Origin of the sequence: Mycobacterium sp. G7A2 (assembly GCF_041902445.1) — a bacterium.
Classification (GTDB): domain Bacteria; phylum Actinomycetota; class Actinomycetes; order Mycobacteriales; family Mycobacteriaceae; genus Mycobacterium.
This window is the reverse complement of the sequence record NZ_CP169251.1, coordinates 681,045-696,861: the sequence shown is the minus strand read 5'-3', so window position 1 is coordinate 696,861 and position 15,817 is coordinate 681,045. Positions and strand designations below refer to the sequence as shown.

At 66.4% G+C, this 15,817-nt stretch carries 14 protein-coding genes; 3 read left to right on the top strand and 11 right to left on the bottom strand.

The annotated features are described in order from the left end of the window. The first annotated feature begins 322 nt into the window (after window positions 1-322). Genes ACEWX3_RS03375 through ACEWX3_RS03365 form a run of 3 tightly spaced genes read left to right on the top strand, consistent with a single transcriptional unit; the run spans window position 323 to window position 2,793 of the window. The gene (locus tag ACEWX3_RS03375) at window positions 323-1,132 is read left to right on the top strand and encodes a 2-keto-4-pentenoate hydratase (protein ID WP_105389241.1); all 810 of its coding nucleotides are present in this window, start codon (window positions 323-325) and stop codon (window positions 1,130-1,132) included. Beyond that, window positions 1,132-1,350, top strand: a complete 219-nt coding sequence (locus ACEWX3_RS03370; RefSeq protein ID WP_105389240.1) for a 2-hydroxymuconate tautomerase — start codon at window positions 1,132-1,134, stop codon at window positions 1,348-1,350. Before ACEWX3_RS03375 ends, ACEWX3_RS03370 begins: the two co-directional genes overlap by 1 nt. A gap of 6 nt (window positions 1,351-1,356) precedes the next feature. Continuing rightward, window positions 1,357-2,793, top strand: coding sequence for an aldehyde dehydrogenase (locus ACEWX3_RS03365; RefSeq protein WP_105389239.1), 1,437 nt, complete (start codon window positions 1,357-1,359; stop codon window positions 2,791-2,793). A 388-nt stretch (window positions 2,794-3,181) separates the two neighbouring features. Here the strand turns inward: ACEWX3_RS03365 and ACEWX3_RS03360 are convergent, their stop codons facing one another. From ACEWX3_RS03360 to ACEWX3_RS03310, 11 genes are all read right to left on the bottom strand, one after another. After that, window positions 3,182-3,586, bottom strand: a complete 405-nt coding sequence (locus tag ACEWX3_RS03360) for a hypothetical protein (protein WP_105389238.1) — start codon at window positions 3,584-3,586, stop codon at window positions 3,182-3,184. Continuing rightward, window positions 3,583-5,724 carry an integrase gene (locus ACEWX3_RS03355; protein WP_208676997.1) on the bottom strand — a complete coding sequence of 714 codons (2,142 nt, stop codon included), beginning with the start codon at window positions 5,722-5,724 and terminating at the stop codon, window positions 3,583-3,585. Before ACEWX3_RS03355 ends, ACEWX3_RS03360 begins: the two co-directional genes overlap by 4 nt. Then, window positions 5,721-7,505, bottom strand: coding sequence for a hypothetical protein (locus ACEWX3_RS03350; protein WP_105389237.1), 1,785 nt, complete (start codon window positions 7,503-7,505; stop codon window positions 5,721-5,723). Before ACEWX3_RS03350 ends, ACEWX3_RS03355 begins: the two co-directional genes overlap by 4 nt. Then, window positions 7,502-9,010 (bottom strand): site-specific integrase, encoded by a 1,509-nt coding sequence (locus ACEWX3_RS03345; RefSeq protein WP_105389249.1) that lies wholly within the window; start codon window positions 9,008-9,010, stop codon window positions 7,502-7,504. The genes ACEWX3_RS03350 and ACEWX3_RS03345 overlap by 4 nt, the downstream gene beginning before the upstream one ends. Window positions 9,011-9,050: 40 nt before the next feature. Continuing rightward, entirely contained in the window at window positions 9,051-9,644 is a 594-nt protein-coding gene (locus ACEWX3_RS03340; protein WP_374158692.1) for a hypothetical protein, read from the bottom strand. Between the two features lie 64 nt (window positions 9,645-9,708). Continuing rightward, the gene (locus ACEWX3_RS03335; protein WP_374158691.1) at window positions 9,709-10,866 is read right to left on the bottom strand and encodes a lipid-transfer protein; all 1,158 of its coding nucleotides are present in this window, start codon (window positions 10,864-10,866) and stop codon (window positions 9,709-9,711) included. Then, window positions 10,866-11,312, bottom strand: coding sequence for a MaoC family dehydratase (locus ACEWX3_RS03330; RefSeq protein ID WP_374158690.1), 447 nt, complete (start codon window positions 11,310-11,312; stop codon window positions 10,866-10,868). Before ACEWX3_RS03330 ends, ACEWX3_RS03335 begins: the two co-directional genes overlap by 1 nt. Continuing rightward, the gene (locus ACEWX3_RS03325; RefSeq protein ID WP_374158689.1) at window positions 11,309-12,283 is read right to left on the bottom strand and encodes a bifunctional MaoC family dehydratase N-terminal/OB-fold nucleic acid binding domain-containing protein; all 975 of its coding nucleotides are present in this window, start codon (window positions 12,281-12,283) and stop codon (window positions 11,309-11,311) included. The genes ACEWX3_RS03330 and ACEWX3_RS03325 overlap by 4 nt, the downstream gene beginning before the upstream one ends. After that, window positions 12,280-13,443, bottom strand: coding sequence for an acyl-CoA dehydrogenase FadE29 (gene fadE29, locus ACEWX3_RS03320; RefSeq protein ID WP_207065186.1), 1,164 nt, complete (start codon window positions 13,441-13,443; stop codon window positions 12,280-12,282). The genes ACEWX3_RS03325 and fadE29 overlap by 4 nt, the downstream gene beginning before the upstream one ends. Then, window positions 13,443-14,444 (bottom strand): acyl-CoA dehydrogenase family protein, encoded by a 1,002-nt coding sequence (locus tag ACEWX3_RS03315; protein WP_207065185.1) that lies wholly within the window; start codon window positions 14,442-14,444, stop codon window positions 13,443-13,445. Before ACEWX3_RS03315 ends, fadE29 begins: the two co-directional genes overlap by 1 nt. 39 nt (window positions 14,445-14,483) lie before the next feature. Beyond that, window positions 14,484-15,743 (bottom strand): cytochrome P450, encoded by a 1,260-nt coding sequence (locus tag ACEWX3_RS03310; protein WP_221354241.1) that lies wholly within the window; start codon window positions 15,741-15,743, stop codon window positions 14,484-14,486. Window positions 15,744-15,817: the final 74 nt, after the last annotated feature.

Genomic DNA, 15,817 nt, shown 5'->3' with positions numbered 1-15,817 from the left:
GCAATGCCGATACCGGCGCACTGGCCCAATCACAGCGACGCCTGCACATCCACGGCGACGACACGTCCGCGGTGGTTCGGGATTGCAGCGACCCGGCGCCGGCGGGTGAGGGCTGTCGCTTCGTGTCGGGCATCACGCTTGGCACCGACCCACCGCTCGATTCACCCGACGAAAGTTCCAACAGTCGCGTCCGGGTCGGAGTCTGGTTCTGGTTGAACGGAGCCGACCACTGCCCCGTCGGCGTCAATAACTGGGGCCGAGAACACGACCGCGACCGTGCGCGTGCCCGCACGCTCGCGGAAGACACGGAGGTGGCGATCCAATGACCGACCAATACGCAAGCCAGCAAACGGACGTGTGGGATGTCGCGCGGGCGGCGGCGGTGCTGATGGACGCGGAGGCGCAGCGTGTTGACCGCGGCCCGATCACGGCCGAGTGGGCTGGGCTGGACTTGGACACCGCCTATCGCGTGCAGGACGAGATCGTGTGTCGCAGGGTGGAGTCCGGTGAGCATATCGTCGGGGTCAAGCTCGGACTGACGTCACGGGCCAAGCAGCAGCGTATGAGGGTGGACTCGCCGTCGACCGCGTGGTTGACCGACCGGATGGTGTTGCCGGCGGGCGCGCCGCTGGTCGTCGAGCAGCTGATTCATCCGCGGGTGGAGCCCGAGATCGTGTTCGTCCTCGGCGAGCGGCTGTCTGGGCCCGGTGTCACCGCGGCGCGGGCGATGGAGGCAGTGTCGCATGTGTACGGCGGGTTGGAGGTCATTGACAGCCGCTACACCGATTTCACGTTCACCCTGCCCGATGTGGTGGCCGATAACGCCTCCTCGGCGCGGTTCGTGATCGGGGGTGTGGCTCGCAAACCCGACGAAATAGACCTCGCGCTGGAGGCGTGCCTGCTGTCGGTGAATGGTGAAGTCGTCGACTCCGCTACCGGCGCTGCGGTGCAGGGCCATCCCGGTGAGGCCCTGGCGTTGGCGGCCAACGCGCTGGCCACGCGGCAGCTGGCGTTGGAGCCGGGCTGGGTGGTGTTGACCGGCGGTCTGACTGATGCGGTGTTCGTCGAGCCGGGCAGCCAGGTCAGCGCCGAATTCTGTCATCTCGGCTCAGTGACATTGAGGTGTCAGTGATGCCACTGGTGGAAATCACTCTCACCGAAGGCCGCGACGCCCACCAGATCCGGGCGTTGCTGGCCGAGGTGCACGCCGCGGTGCACCGGGCGATCGGCGCCCCGGAGCCCAATATCCGGGTGGTGGTGCGGGAGGTCCCGGCCACCCACTGGTCGGCTGGCGGGATGACCCTGGCCGAACGCGCCACCACGACATCGACAACGACCACGGAGGCCTAACCGGGCATGGAGTTTTTCGGCCACATCATCGACGGCGATGAGGTCAAGTCGGCCTCGGATGCGACGTTTGCGTCTATTGATCCCTACACCCGCCAGCAGTGGGCCGAGGTCGCTTTGGGTGACACCACGGATGCCGCTCGCGCGGTGGCCGCGGCGCGACGCGCTTTTGACGAAGGGCCGTGGCCGCGCCTGGGATACGGCGAGCGGGGCCGAATCCTGCACCGGCTGGCCGATCTGATCGAGGCGCACGCCGATGAACTCGGCATGGCCGACACCCGCGACATGGGCAAACCGATCAGCCAAGCCCGCGGCAACGACGTCGCGCGTGCTGCGGCGAACTTCCGGTTTTTCGCCGACCATGCGCGGCTGGCCACCGCGGAAGTGCTGCCCATGGACAGCAGCCACCACGCCTACACCCGGTTTGAGCCGGCCGGGGTGGTGGCGGCCATCGCGCCGTGGAACTTCCCCCTGATGCTGGAGACCTGGAAGATCGCCCCGGCGCTGGCGTGGGGCAACACCGTGGTGCTCAAACCCGCCGAGGACACCCCCGCCTCGGCCACCATCCTGGGCAGGCTTGCCATCCAAGCCGGCATGCCCCCGGGCGCGCTCAACGTGGTGCACGGCTACGGGCCCGACTCTGCCGGGCAGGCGCTCACCGAGAACCCCGACGTCGACCGGATCACCTTCACCGGCGAATCGGGCACCGGCCGGATCATCGCCCGGGCAGCGGCGGGCAACCTGACACCGGTGAGCCTGGAGCTCGGCGGCAAAGGCGCCAACGTGGTGTTCGCCGACGCCGACCTTCACACCGCGGTGGAGTGGTCGGTCAAGGCGATCTTCACCAACACCGGCCAGGTGTGTCTGGCGGGGTCCCGGTTGTATGTGCAGCGCGACATCTACGACGAGTTCCTGCGCCGGTTCACCCAAGCGGCGCAGGCGATGGTGATCGGCGACCCCAAACAGGAAACCACCCAGATCGGCCCGCTGGCCTCTCAAGAGCACTACCGCAAGGTGCGCGGCTACGTCGAAACCATCGAGTCAGAAGGCGGTTCCATCGTCACCGGTGGGCTCGGCGAGGGCTGGGGTGTGTTGCCCACCGTCGTGACCGGACTGGGCCAGCAGGCCCGCTGCAGCCGCGAGGAGATCTTCGGCCCGGTGGCGGTGGTGATCCCGTTTGACACCGAGGCCGAGGCGATCCGGTTGGCCAACGACACCCGCTACGGCCTAAACGCGATGCTGTTCACCGAAAACCTGCACCGCGCCCACCGGGTCTCCGCCGCCCTGCGGGCCGGCACCGTGTGGGTCAACTGCTTTTTCGTCCGCGACCTGCGCGCACCCTTCGGCGGGGTCGGCGACTCCGGCATCGGCCGCGAAGGCGGCACCTTCAGCCGCGAATTCTTCACCGAACCCAAGGCCGTAGTCATGCAAATACAGCCAAGCTGACCCCGGCCGGGCCGCCCGCCGTGGCACACATAATCTGTTCTCCGTGTACTGAATAGTCGGCAGCGCCCTGTACCCGCCGCCACTCCAGCAGTGACGGTTCCTCGCAGACCCTCATCCCACCAAGAAAGCTGCACGCACGTTCATGGGTGAGCATCCGGAACCACTTTCGCCGCGGCGAAGCGCGCTGTCGCGCGAAGCGCCGTCCTGCCTCGGGTCGTCGGCGCCTCAGTCCATTCGTGCTGCGAGGCGCAACTCCCGGGAGAATCCCGCGTCGTGCTACTTCCCGGGCGCCAGCACCCTCATCCGGTCCAGAGATGACCTGTCGGTGGACCACTGTCGCGTCCAGGTCTATTGCGGCAGCGACCAGTGCGTCGCCCGAGGGTTGCCCTTAATCGGACAGTCCCCGTGGCATCGGAACAACGACGGTGGTCCCGGCGGCATCGTGGGTGAGTTCGGTGATCACCGCTGCAAGTGTTCTGATCTTGGCTTGTAGTTGAGTGTTCTCGGCGGCCAGTTGCTGATTGTGATCGCGGGCGTGTGCGAGTTGGCGTTGCACGGCCTCGATGCTCGGGGCAACGGGTCCGCACCCGACCGCCGCCTTGAACTCGTTGAGTAAATCGCTGTGATGTTCGTAGAGTCTTTGCCGTGGTACGCCCGATTCGACCGCCAGTGCCACGACGGTGCGTGCACCGGTGCTCCGCTCGGCATGGTTGTCTCGTAGGCGGCCGATGGCGGCCTGAACCAGTTGGCGTTCCTCCTCGTTTCGGGCGGCGCTAACGCGCACGGTGGTCATTCGTTGTCCCCGTCCTGGTCTGGGTTTGGCGTCGGGCGGCTGGATTCGTGGTCCGCGAGGGTCTTCAGGTGCTCGATCAAACGCGTCTGAATGCGTTGTCGCAGCGGTTCGGGCAGTCCGGGCGCCGCCATGTCCTGCTGGAGTGCGCCGACGTGCTCGCGAAGGTTGACGGCATCGCGGTCGGTGCGGGCGGCGTTGACGCAACCGAGCCGGCACCGGGTCCAGGAGGGTTCATCGGAACTATCGCTGGGTGGCAGGCAGGCCGCGGTGGCGCGTCGGAACACGCAGGTGAGGACCGCGCCGTGGTGGATCTGCAGGGCGGGGTTCGATAGCGCGGCGTTGACCTGACCGGTGGTGGTCACCGTCAGTCCCGCAAACGTGCGTGCCCGCGCGATGCGAGCCCGGTATTCCTCGGCGGCCGGACCAGAGACGTGTTCACCGGCCTCGAGGCGCTGGGCATCGTCGTGGATGGTCTCAGCGCGGTGCAGAAATCGTTCGAAGGTGATGTCGTCGGGAAATCCTGAATCAGCTCCACCGGCATAGCCGTGGATCATTTGTGTGTGCAGGTGGCCGTATTGCGTTGCGCCAGCGATGGTTCCGCCTGGCCGCCGGACGATGTGCCATGCCAGGGTCCGTCGCAGGCGCGGCACTTGAATGCTGCCGTACGGATCAGCAGGTATCAGCGGATGATCGACTACCGGAGCGACCTCTTGGTTGAACCAGTCGATGAAACGAGTGATGTCGGTGTTGATGGAGCCGGGTGTTCTCGTACGGGTGGCCCCGAAGAGGAACCGTTGCTGGGAGCACACGCTGAATGCCGGGAAGAGCAGGTCGCTGACCGTGATCTGTTCCAGGACGGTGACGGCGTGGGCGGTTTCGTCGGTGACGACCCACGGGATCGTGGCAGGTGACCGCTGTCGGCGCCCATCATCAGCCTTCAACTGCAGCCCGGACATGAACGTCAACTCCAGCGTGGGGTCGCGGCTGATGCATCCGCGCCGCAGGTTCAGGGCCTCGCCGGTCCGCACACCCGAGAGGTAGGCGATCACGAGGAAACAGGCAACCGTGACATGACGCAGCAGCCCGACGAGTTCTCGCGCATCGACTGGCTCGTCACGCCAGGGCTTGGTGCCGATGTGGTTGAATGTGTTGATACGCAACAGATTAACGTCTATCGGCAATCCGGATGCCGCCAACATGACCGGCGTCTCCTTCATGCGTTTCAGTTCGGTGTGGTGCATCCATCCGCCCACCGCCAGGCCCATCAGGTCGACACTGGTCACCTCACCGGTCCGGATCCCGGGAAGTGCGGCGTCGTTGCGGTCGAGTGCAGCGAGCATGCATTCGAGTTGGGCCTTGGTGGTCTCGAATACCGACACCGTGCGCGTGGGCGCCCGGCGGATGGCGGGGGCGATCTGGTGGGCAAGATGGCGCATCGCGAGCAGGTTGCGTGCGGCGGGAAGCAGGTCGGCTGCGATCGTGTGGGTGACCGCGATCGCCCCGGAGAGCAGCGGTTCCATCACATCCGGATGGATGCGGGGGGTGGTGTTGGGCTTGCCCCAAGAGGATTCGTAGTGGGCGAGTCCTCGTGCACTCGCACCGCCCCACAGCGGGCCCGCGGGGAGCCGGCACTGGGCGGGCAACTCCTCCCGATAGAGGTGTAGCCGTTTGATGGCTTGCAGCGCGCAGCGTTTGGTTCCGGCGCTCTCACCGGTGGCGTCGGTGACGTAATGCAGGTAATCGTCGAGGTGTTCGGTGCTGACCTGGTCGAACGATGTCACACCCGCGTCGCTCAGCCACGTCGTGAACCGCCGCAGCGGCACCAGCTCGCCCAAGATCGTCTTGACGTGCGGATGAAGCGATCGCGCACTGTCGAGCCGAGGTGCGTCATCAACGAGGTTGAGTAGAGCAAACAGGTAGAGCTTGCAAGCGTGGCGAAACGGCGCCGGGAACCGGCCCCAGTGCACGGCCTGCCGGGCGCTGTGCCGGTCTTTGATCGCCCCGGACAGATCCCACACCGGGTCACCGAATCGGCTCCGGACCCCCTCCACGTGCAGGGTGCGGTTCAGCAGCACCTCCGTTCCTGGGCCGATGCCGATACCGGCCACGACGTCGAGTGCTACAGCCGCGCGGGTCATGACGCTTCCAGGTGTCCGGCCAGCAAAAGATCCACTTTTCGATGATCGCCGTCGGTGATCTCGGCGCGCGCCGCCCTCAGCTGGGCCTGCTCGTACTCGGTGAAGATGTCGTCCAGTTGCGCGAGCGGACCCGCGTGATCGGCGATCCACTGCCCCAGCGGCATCTGCGTGCGCAGTTCGCGAAGCCGGTCGGCAACGACCAGTTGAACGGGCAGATGCCGCGGGAAGGCGCGGGCGTTGCTGCAGTCCAGACACGTCATGAACGACTGCCGGCACCGCTTCCCGTCGACCGGTGAGTGGTCAAAATCAGCGCAGGCGCCCAGCACCGCGTCGCGCCCGGATCCGTCGTCCTGGTTGTCTGGATGTGTCGTCATGGCACGGCGGGCCAGTGCTTGGGTGACCTGGGCATCGAGGGCCTCGCGAACGATCTGGAACCCCTCGTTGCGCACAGACTCCATACGCCCCAGATAACCGGCCAACGTCGCCGGGGTGTGCGCGATGGGCTGGCGGACCTGCTCCAGATAGGTCTTGCGCAGCCGATCCATACTGATCCCCAAGAGCAACTCGTCGTGTCCGGGATCGCCGGTCAGCCACGGCGTCATCCACCGCCGTCGCGCATCGAATCCGGAAGCGGTGCTGCTGATTCCGTAGCCGAACAGTTTCTGTTCGCAGTGGTCGGGCTGGGCACTGTAGTAGATGAACGCTTGCTGGTTTCCGGTCAGCGTGCGGGCCGGGTCGGTCAACTCCAGCAGCGACATGAACACCCCATAGGCCGTGGTGAGCGACGTGTTGGCCACTGCGGTGCGCCGATCCTGGCCAGCAAGCGGGCGCAGTTCGGGGCGCAGCGCGGTCACCGGCACCGTCATCACCGACCGCCTCCCACGGCGGGGCTTGTCGGCGCCGACGAACACGATGCCGGGTTCGGCAGGACTGCTGGCGTGTCGGTGCGGGGCAGCCAACGAGTCCAGCGTCGACAGGTTCAGCCCGGTCAAAGCCGCCAGCAGAACACCGAACGCCCATGCCTCACCGGGAGTCAGATGCAGCAACGACATCAGGCGGCATCCACCGGCTGCGGTCACCGCCCGCCGTGTCACGAACGCCCGGGCACCCGACGCGGTGCGGGGGAAGTCGCCCTCACGAGCGCAATGATCCAGCGCCTCGGCCAGACTGCGGCGCGGGTCGGCGCGGGGAAGGTGATCGAAACGCCCCCCACGATAATCGGCGACCATTGCCCAATGAGTCTCTAACCGGGTCCGCGCCCGCCGAACCATTCCCCGTGCCACCACGGTGATGCGGCGAAGCTCATCAGCGGAATACGGTTGTCGCGCCGTGTTCGTCTTTGGGTGACGCACGCGCGTGAACGCCTGACGCGTCGGCTGGGAGACAACAGGACTGCAGCGCAGCAGGGTCTTCAGGCCATGCAACGAGCCAGGGCCGCTGGGTACCCGACACGACAGAGCGAGAAGCCGGGCATCCGCAGCGGACATTTCAGCCAGCCCTCGTATGCCTGGCCGGTTGTCGGCCAGCCAGCAGCAGCCATGCCGGGCGGCCTGCCACAGCGCGCCGGCGCCCCGTAATCGCTTGGATGATCCCAGCACACCGGTGGCGTCCTCGAACGCAACCGCGAAATCGTGGCGGATTCCGTGGGTGCCCGGCATAGAGCCGAAGTCGAAGTCCTTGCGCTGCGTGCCGTCCTCGCTGACGAACGTCACGATCAGCCCGCGACGCCGCGATACCGGCCGCCACGACGGATCCGGCTGCGCCGCGGGGCGACCCGTCATGGTTGGACCGCCAACACGCGAGACTCGCCGATACCCACTGTTGCGACGAGACGTTCCAAGGCTTCTCGATCGTCGGCGTCCATCAGCGCGATGAGCTCCTCGACCTGCAATACCTGGAACGGTTCCAGGTAGACGCTGCGCGTTACTTCAGCGCTGCGATGTCCGAGGAGTGTCGCCAGGAGAAACCAGACGTCACCAAGCTGGTTGCGGAAGTCGCGCTGCTCCTCCCTGGTCAACATGTCGGTCCGGCGCCACGCGACGAACGTGGCGATGCAAAACCAGCGCAGCGCGAAGGAATGCCGCAGCATGTGGGGTCGACACCACAGCGGCGGACTTCCAGCTTCGGCAAGCGCTTTCGCGGCTCTGGTGTTCGCGCGGTCGAACGTCTTGTACCAGGAGTGTTTCCGCCGAGGTGTCCCGTCGTGATTGAGCCACAGCCACATCGGTTCCAGACCATCAGTGCCCCGGCGGAACAGTTTCATTCGCGTCGATGGCCCCAGTGCGTCCAGACGGACCCTACGAAGCGATCCATTCTCGGCGACGACCTCCAGTTGCCCGTCCCGCCGAACACGCTCAAGGACCCATCGGTCTGCGATGTGCTCATACCGACCGGCGTCCTGCGCGCGAGCGATAGCGGCTCTGCGACTACCTTCCTGCAGATAGAAGTGAACGTGCTGGACCACACGACGGCGCATCCAGAAGGTGCGACCGCTCCCATTCTTCGCGCAACGCGACGCGACGCGCGAACGCAGCAGTCCCTCAGATCCCGGCTGCGGCACCTCAATGGTCAACATTGCAGCCCACTCGCCAATTCGCAAACCCGTCCCGAACAACCCCTCCACGAACGCGACATCGCGATCCTCAGTTACTCCCCGCCAATCGTGGCGCGGCAAGCCTTCCACCGTGAACCCACGCAACCCCAGATTCCGCCATAACCGAAATGCCTGCGGCGTCAGCCATTTCACGTCGGATCTGCGCATCCCGGCGGGAGTGCTCTCCAGCGCGGCGTGACCCCCAATACCTCCAGACGTGGCGAGCGCGCGGGCTCGGACAGGGTTGTCGATTCCATGCTGCTCGGCCGCCCACCAGTAAAACCCGCGGATCGCCGCGCGATCGACGCAAAAAGTATCAGCGCTCACATGCTGTGGGTTCTCCCGCGCCGATAAACGCCACTCCTTGAAGGCAGCCAGTTCCGAGCGCGACGCCTGCCCCCATCCAACGCCCAGGACGTGCAGGAAATCCAGCCACACCTTCAACGACAAGGCATACCGACGCACCGTACCCGTCGCCCGTCCCCTCACCAGCGGGTCCCGCCAGTAGGCGTTCACCAGCGCATCCGCGCGGCCCCAGGGATCCAGAAAGAACGGGGTGCCGTCACGCGCACCGTTGCGCTTCGCCCACGCCGGGATATCGCCCAACCCAGGAACCACATCGTCCACGGGCGCAAACCGCTGCCGGAAATCGTAGAAATGAAGAGTCCAACCATCAGCCATGTCACCAGCCATCACCGGTTTTCCTCTCACCTCACGGGCGTTGCCCTCATCATCACCGACCCGAATCCCCGAACGCGTTCGACACGCCTGTCGGGCAGAGAACTGGTGACTGGATGTTGCCCGGGCAGTCGACCACCGCCAACGCGTCGACCACATCGGCGAACATCACTTCGAGCGCTTCTTCGTCGGTGGCCAGCGTGTACGTCGCCGACAGCGGGCCCCCCGGATCGTCGTTCTTCTGACACCTGACCGTCGCCGAGGCGCCGTCGCGCGGGGCCACCTCCTCGCAGGCACCTGGGGGGTAGCCGCGCGGAAGGATCCCGCGCAGGCGCTCGGCCGCCGCGTCGGACGCCTCCGTCTCCGGAACCTCGGAGCCCAACGGCGTCCCGGAGGCGATCGAACCGGTCGGCGTGTCCTCGGGGTCCGGCGCCGGCCAGAACAGCCACGCGAGCAAGCCGAGTGCCAGCACCGCGACCGTGGCCACGGCCACCAGCAGCACAGGGCGGCGGTCCTTGTGCACCGGCCGTGGATTCACCGACAGGGGGGCATCGAACCGGCGTTCCCCCGCACCGCCGGTCTGCGGCGCTCTGTTTTCGACCGGTAGCGGCCCGGTGTCGTCGTCGGGCGCCGGCTCGTCGGAGCTCATCGGGCCAAGCCTAGTTGGCCCCACAGTCCAGACGGGTGAGCCACACCTTCGTGGCGACCCCGGCTCAACCCAGGATCAGGCCGGAGGTGGGCACCCCGGTACCCGCGGTGACCAGAACATGCTCCACGTCCGGTACCGGGTTGACCGACGTGCCTCGCAGCTGACGGACCCCTTCGGCGATGCCGTTCATGCCGTGGATGTAGGCCTCACCGAGCTGCCCGCCGTGGGTGTTGATCGGCAACCTTCCGCCGATCTCGATCGCACCACCGCCGATGAAGTCCTTCGCCTCGCCCTTACCGCAGAAGCCGAGCTCCTCGAGTTGGATCAGCGTGTAGGGCGTGAAGTGGTCGTAGAGGACGGCGGTCTGGATGTCGTTGGGCGACAGACCGCTCTGCTCCCACAGCTGGCGGCCCACCAGGCCCATCTCGGGCAGGCCGAGCTCCTCGCGGTAGTACGAGTACATGGTGAACTGGTCGGCGCCGGCGGCCTGAGCAGCCGCTTCGATGGTCACCGGGCGGTGTTTGAGGTCCTTGGCCCGCTCCGGCGTGGTGACGACGATGGCGACACCACCGTCGGTCTCCTGGCAGCAGTCGAGCAGCCGCAGTGGTTCGGCGATCCACCGCGAGTTCTGGTGGTCCTCGATGGTGATCGGCTTGCCGTAGAAGTGCGCCTTCGGGTTGTTCGCGGCGTGCTTGCGGTCGGCGACCGACACTGCACCGAAATCCGCGCTGGTGGCCCCGTATTCGTGCATGTAGCGCTGCGCGATCATCGCCACCGACGCCGCCGGGGTGCTCAGACCATGCGGGTAGGACCAGCTGTACTCGACGCCGCGCGAATCGGCGTTGACGGTCAGACCCGTCATCACCTGTCCGAACCGGTGTTCCGAGCGCTCGTTGAAGGCCCGATAGGCCACCACCACTTCAGCGACTCCGGCGGCCACGGCCAGCGCCGCCTGCTGGACGGTGGCCGCCGCCGCACCACCGCCGTAACCGATCTGGCTGAAGAACGTCAGATCACCGATTCCGGTGGCCCGCGCCACCGCGGTTTCCAGGTTGGAGTCCATGGTGAAGGTGACCAGCCCGTCGACGTCCGACGGCGCGAGCCCAGCGTCGTCGAGCGCGTCGAGCACCGCCTCGGCCGCCAGGCGAAGCTCGCTGCGGCCGGAGTTCTTCGAGAAGTCGGTCGCGCCGATACCGGCGATCGCGGCCTTGCCGGAGAGCATCAGCGGTCCCCCAGTTCTTGTGATGAGCGCTCGCGCGAAGAACCGAGATCGAGCGTCGCCGTGGCGATGACGTGGTTGCCGAGGCTGTTGGCGCCGACGACCTTCACGGTGGCGACACCGCCGTCGACGGCGGTGACCTCACCGGTGAACATGATGGTGTCGTAGGCGTACCACGGCACCCCCAGGCGCAGCCCGATCGAGGTGATCCGTGCCGCCGGGCCCGCCCAGTCGGTGAGGTAACGCTGCACCAGACCGGTGTCGGTCAGGATGTTGACGAAGATGTCCTTGGAGCCCTTGGCCTGCGCCTTGTCCCGGTCGTGGTGCACGTCCTGGTAGTCGCGGGTCGCGATGGCCGTGGACACGATGAACGTCGGGTCGCCGTAGATCTTGAGTTCGGGCAGGGTGGCGCCCACCTCGAGAACCGGGGCCGCGCCGGGGGCGGTCATCGGGCGGCCTCCCAGGCGTACAGGGTCCACGCGGGGCTGATGTCGCTGTCGGGGAAATCGATATACGTTGCGCGCACCGGCATTCCGATCTGAACTTCGCTGGGGTCGACGCCACGTAGTTCGCCGAGCATCCGCACACCCTCGTCCAGCTCGACGAGGGCAATCACGAAGGGCAGGCTCCGGCCGGGCACCTTCGGCGCGTGATGCACCACATAGCTGTAGACCGTGCCGTTGCCCGAGGAGACGAGATAATCGGACGGCGCCACCCCTTCTTCGTGGTCCTTCCAGACCGCGGGCACCGGCGGATGCTGCAGGGAACCGTCTGGGCGTCGCTGGATCCGCAGCTCATGAGCGTTGACGCCGTCCCAGAAGAACTGGGTGTCTTTCGACGAGGCCGGCCGCATCAGCTTGTCCGGGTCCAGGTCCTCGGGGACGTCCGACTCCGCCTCGGCCCGAGGCTTGAACTTCATGATGCGCCAGTTCATCTCGGCGACGGTCTCGTCGTCGGTCGAACCGTTGGGCACTGTCCAGGTGATGAGCTGGTTGATGAAGAAGCCCTCGCCCAGCGCGGTCTGCTTGGGTCCCACCACATCGGTGATCTCGGCGTGAACGGTGAGTTGCTCACCTGGGGTCAGGTACCGGTGGTAGGTCTGCTCACAGTTGGTCGCCACCACTCCGACATAGCCGGCGTCGTCGAACAGGTTCATCATCTTCGAAAGCGGGTCGTCATCAGCGCGGCCCTGTCCGAGGCCGCCCATCGTCCACACCTGGATCATCGCCGGAGGCGCCACGATCCCGGCGTGCCCAGCCGCTTTGGCAGCCTCCTCGTCGACGTAGATCGGATTCTTGTCACCGATGGCGTCCACCCAGTGATGGATCATCGGCTGGTTCACCGGATCCCGGCCGGTACGCGGCTCGCTCTTACCGTCCGCCTTGATCGCGTCGATGCCCTGCTGCAGATCGGTGCTCACCGGATCACCCTCGGCACCTTCAGGCCCGAGGCGGAGATCATCTCCCGCATCACTTCGTTGACGCCGCCACCGAAGGTGATGACCAGATTGCGTTTGGTCATCTTGTCCAGCCAGTCGAGCAGTTCGGCAGTCTCGGTGTCGGCCGGGTTCCCGTAACCTCCGACGATCTCCTCGGCGAGCCGGCCCACTTCCTGGATCCGTTCGGTGGAAAAGACCTTGGTGGCCGCGGCGTCGGCCACGGCGATGGTCTCTCCGGAGGCGGCCACCTGCCAGTTCAGCAGTTCGTTGACCCGCCAGATCGCCTTGATCTGCGCCAGCAGGCGTTGCACCGCGGGCTGGTCGATCGGGGTCACCCCATCAGAACCTGGCTTCGAAGCCCACGTGTGCACCTGGTCGTAGATGCCGGCGATCCGTCCGGCCGGCCCCAGTCCGACCCGCTCGTGGTTGAGCTGGGTGGTGATCAGCTTCCAGCCGCCGTTCTCCTCACCGACCAGCATGTCGGCGGGCACCCGCACGTCGTTGTAGTAGGAGGCGTTGGTGTGGTGCGCCCCGTCCGACAGGATGATCGGCGTCCAGGAATAACCCGGATCCTTGGTGTCGACGATGAGGATCGAGATGCCCTTGTGTTTCGGCGCATCCGGGTCGGTGCGGCACGCCAGCCAGATGTAGTCGGCGTCGTGGGCGCCCGTGGTCCACATCTTCTGCCCGTTGACGATGAACTCGTCACCGTGACGAACGGCTGTGGTGCGCAGCGAGGCCAAGTCGGTGCCGGCCTCCGGCTCGGAGTATCCGATCGCGAAATGGATGTCGCCGGAGAGGATCCCGGGGAGGAACTTCTTCTTCTGCTCGTCGGTGCCGTACACCTGCAGCGTGGGTCCCACGGTCTGCAGTGTGACCAGAGGCAGCGGCACGTCGGCGCGGTTGGCCTCGTTGACGAAGATCTGCTGCTCGACCGGGCCGAAGCCCAGCCCGCCGTACTCCTTGGGCCAGCCGACGCCCAGCTTGCCGTCGGAACCCATCCGCTTGATGACCGTGCGGTAGGCCTCGTTGTGGCGGTCGGATTCCATCGCCGCGGCTTCGTCGGGCGTGATGAGCGTCGAAAAGTACTGACGCAGTTCAGCTTGCAGCTGGCGCTGTTCAGGGGTGAGTTCGATGTACATCAGGCTCCCACCAGATCGAGGCGATGCGTCGGACCACCCAGCAGCCGGGTGAGGTCCTTGATGGAGGAGTAGTAGCGGTCCATCGGGTAGGTGATGTCCATTCCCATGCCGCCATGCAGGTGGTGGCACAGCCGCATCGCCGGCGGCGCCTGCGACGTCAGCCAGTACCCGAGGATCGCGAGATCGTCGTCGGCGTCGAGCCCCTCGGACAGCCGCCACGCCACCGAGTCGGCGAGCAACGAGATCGTGCGCGAGGCGATGTACACCTCGGAGAGTTGCGCGGCCACGGTCTGGAAGGTCGACAGCGGCCTGCCGAACTGCTCACGGGTGGCGACGTAGTCGGCCGTCAGCCGCAACGCGCCGGCGACCAGACCGGCCGCAAGCGCTCCGGTGACGGCGAGCACGAGCTGGTTGACCCGCGTCACCGACGCGCCGGCGAGGACATCGGCTCCGTCGACGGCGACGCCGTCGAAGGTGACCACGTACTCGTCGGCGCCGTTGGACGCCGGCGTCTTCGCGGCGGTGACGCCGTCCGCTCCGGCGGGGACGACCACGACGCCGCTGTCGGTGGTGACGAGCAGCCACTCCGCCTGCTGCGCATACCCGACCGCGACCTTGGTGCCGGTGAGCTTGCCGTCAGCCAGCGCGACACCAGGGTGCTCGGGCAGGGCGCGCCCGGGTTCACTCAGCGCCAGCGACAACACCGCCCCCTTGCCCACGCCGGCCAGATAGCGGTCCTGCTGGGCGTCGTCGGCGAGATCCAGCAGCACCGCTGTCGCACCCAGCGTCATCAACGCCGGGCTGACGGTGCCGTGTCTGCCGATCTCGGTCAGCGCCGCCGTGATCTCGGCCAGACCGACGCCGTCACCACCCAGGCGTTCCGGGACGGCCAGTGCGGTGACCCCACCGCTGACCAGCGCGTCCCAGCTGTTGTCGCGACCGAGCACCGACGTCACCACGTCGGCGACCGCCTGCTGCCCTTCGTCTGGACTGAAGTCCACCCGAATCCTCCTTGATCCCGGGAAAGGTCAGTTACCTCGTCAGCTGGTGACCGGACATGTGCCGGTGAAGTCCACCTGCCAGTGCTTGATGCCGTTGAGCCACCCCGACCGTAGCCGCTCGGGCTCGCCGATCGGCTTCAGATCAGGCATGTGGTCGGCGACGGCGTTGAAGATCAGGTTGATCGTCATCCGGGCCAGGTTCGCGCCGATGCAGTAGTGGGCTCCGGTGCCGCCGAACCCGACGTGCGGATTCGGGTCGCGCAGGATGTTGAACGTGTGCGGATCGTCGAAGACCTCTTCGTCGAAGTTGGCCGAGCGGTAGGACATCACCACCCGCTCCCCCTTCTTGATCTGCACACCCGACAGCTCGGTGTCCTCCAGCGCGGTGCGCTGGAACGCCGATACCGGGGTGGCCCAGCGGATGATCTCGTCGGCGGTGGTCTCCGGACGGTCCTTCTTGTACAGCTCCCACTGCTGCGGGTTGTTCGCCAGCGCGACCATGCCGTGGGTGATCGAGTTGCGGGTCGTCTCGTTGCCGGCCACTGCCAGCATGATGACGAAGAACCCGAACTCGTCGTCGGAGAGCTTCTCGCCCTCGATGTCGGCCTCGATCAGCTTCGTGACGATGTCCTCGGTCGGATTCTTGCTCCGCTCCTCGGCCATCTTCATCGCGTAGGTGATCAACTCGAAGGACGACATGGCCGGGTCGATGTCGGCGTACTCCGGGTCCTCGCCGCCGGTCATCTCGTTGGACCAGCGGAAGAGCTTGTCGCGGTCATCCTGCGGGACGCCGAGCAGTTCGGCGATGGCCTGCAGCGGCAGCTCGCAGGAAACCCGCTCGACGAAGTCGCCCGTGCCCGCGGCCACAGCCTCGCGGGCGATGTTCTGAGCCCGTTCGTTCAGCTCATCCTTCAGGCGGCCGATGGCGCGTGGGGTGAAACCACGCGAGATGATCTTGCGCAGCCGCGTGTGCTGCGGCGCGTCCATGTTCAGCAACACGTTCTTCTGCAGGTCGATCGCGTCGCGGGTCATCTCCTGCGGCCACACCGGGATGGCGCCGTCGGGTGAACTGCCGAAGATGTCGCTGCGCTTGGACACCTCCTTGACGTCGGCGTGCTTGGTGACCAGCCAGTAGCCTTTGTCTCCGAAGCCACCCGTGCCACCGGGCACGTCAACCCAGTGGATGGGCTCGGACTTGCGCAGCTCGGCGAGTTCGGCGATGGGCAGGGCTTTGAGGTTGACGTCCGGATCGAGGAAGTCGAAGTCCGACGAGATCGGGCATGAGGACGGTCCTGGCATACGTGCGCACTCCTGTAGTTGCAACGTGTTCTAGTGCCAGTAAAACATGCCTCCACCGCAGATCAAAGGCGTGC